Annotated in this window: 1 protein-coding gene, 1 tRNA gene, 1 rRNA gene and 1 pseudogene; 1 reads left to right on the forward strand and 3 read right to left on the reverse strand. The window is 59.1% G+C overall.

Features of this window, described 5'->3' with window-relative positions; all coding sequences use genetic code 11:
- Window positions 1-130 (forward strand): transposase domain-containing protein (locus CFR72_RS16715; protein WP_146220696.1); only part of this gene is annotated, 130 nt, incomplete at its 5' end.
- A gap of 28 nt (window positions 131-158) precedes the next feature.
- Here CFR72_RS16715 and CFR72_RS18415 read toward each other — a convergent pair.
- From CFR72_RS18415 to rrf, 3 genes and pseudogenes are all read right to left on the reverse strand, one after another.
- Window positions 159-1,106 (reverse strand): annotated as a pseudogene (locus tag CFR72_RS18415) (hypothetical protein); the annotation flags it as partial.
- Window positions 1,107-1,352: 246 nt separating this feature from the next.
- Window positions 1,353-1,429: transfer RNA gene (locus tag CFR72_RS16725), tRNA-Met, on the reverse strand.
- Window positions 1,430-1,457: 28 nt separating this feature from the next.
- A 5S ribosomal RNA gene (rrf, locus tag CFR72_RS18545) occupies window positions 1,458-1,542 on the reverse strand; the annotation flags it as partial.

Genomic DNA, 1,542 nt, shown 5'->3' on the forward strand with positions numbered 1-1,542 from the left:
CCGGCTTAATCCGCACGATTACCTCGCCGACGTCCTGGCCCGTATCAACGAGCACAAGATCAACCGGCTCCACGAACTGTTGCCATGGAACTGGAAACCCGTGAATACACTGCACAGACAGGCCGCATAATCAAGGCGGCCCAGAGCGGCCGGTTACGCCTCAACTGCCGCCCCTTAAGATCCAGCGTGCCCAGCACGATCGCACCATCATCCATCTCGGTGCGCAGGAACCGCCCGTTTTCATCTCGTCCAGCCTTGCCCACGGGATTGCTCATCGGCTCTTTCAGCCAGTTCCAGAATGACCGGTTTTCCGGTCGCAGGGCCATGATCCCGTCAAGCACGTCCGCCACTATCTTCTGTGTCACGCCCTTTGCCAGCGGGAAACATACTTCGTGGAAGACCAAATCCTCTCCGTCCCCATTGAACAGCGCTGGCCCCTCCATCTGCCGGGCTGTGTCCTCCAGTGTCCGAAACAGCCAGGTCAGCGTGAACATCGGCGCAAGTTCATGCAGCGTCTGCGTATCGACTTTCGGAAACTCGGCCTTGCCCCGTCTTTTCCGCAGAGCCCTATAAAGGTTCGCAGCCAGATCTTCGCAGGCACCCCGTGAATAGGCGAGCAGCCCGCCTGCCAGAATGGTCTTTCCATCGGACGGTACGAGACGCGCTGCAATCCGGTCCCACTGTTCCAGCGTCCGGGTAGCCGTGCCTTCATGCACCAGAACGGGTTCCCCACCCCGCAGCAGGTCACGCGCCATCAGGCTCTGGCCGGGTTTGATATCCGAGACTTCATACAGGCTCATGACCGAAGCCTTGAGGGCACGCATGTAGGCGCTGTTGCGCGGCCCTTCCTTCCAGCCCCGCCGTTTGAGGTAAACGTCGACGAAGTTCCGGCCATCGTCCCAGTCCTGCCCGAGAAAATCTTCGAAAGCGCAGCCCCACAGCGTCATGGCAACGTCAGGGCCGATCATCTCCGCCAGATCCTCGAAGGAGATGTCGCCCGCTTCCAGCGCCGGACCGATGTGATCGCCGAGCACTTCGCCAAAACACTCCTGCCAGTCCTCCTGACCGAGATAATGGATCAGTCCCGTGAGTTCGTCTGCGGCCATGGCTGCTCGTGCATCTCCTGATACGGACAGCAGAAGGGCAGACTGTCCTGACTCGACAAGCCTAGAATGATACCCCGAAACAGGCGACAGGGTGCCTCGCTCTTAAATCACGCATTTGTGAAAGTGGACAAAATCGCGCCCCGGTCTTTTCGTCTGTTTCCTATGTGTTTCCTGCGGAGGAATTCTGGACGCAAAAAAGCCGCCTCTGAGGGCGGCATTCTTTGTTAGATATCAGTATGTTCGGTTTGGTTGCGGGGGCAGGATTTGAACCTGCGGCCTTCAGGTTATGAGCCTGACGAGCTACCGGGCTGCTCCACCCCGCGGTGGTGAGTTGGTGGGACTGACTGGAAGATCTGGCGGCGACCGACTTTCCCGTGCCTTGAGGCACAGTATCATGGGCGCTGGGGTTTTTCACGGCCGAGTTCGGGATGGGATC

The organism is Gluconacetobacter entanii (assembly GCF_003206495.1).
Taxonomy (GTDB): domain Bacteria; phylum Pseudomonadota; class Alphaproteobacteria; order Acetobacterales; family Acetobacteraceae; genus Novacetimonas; species Novacetimonas entanii.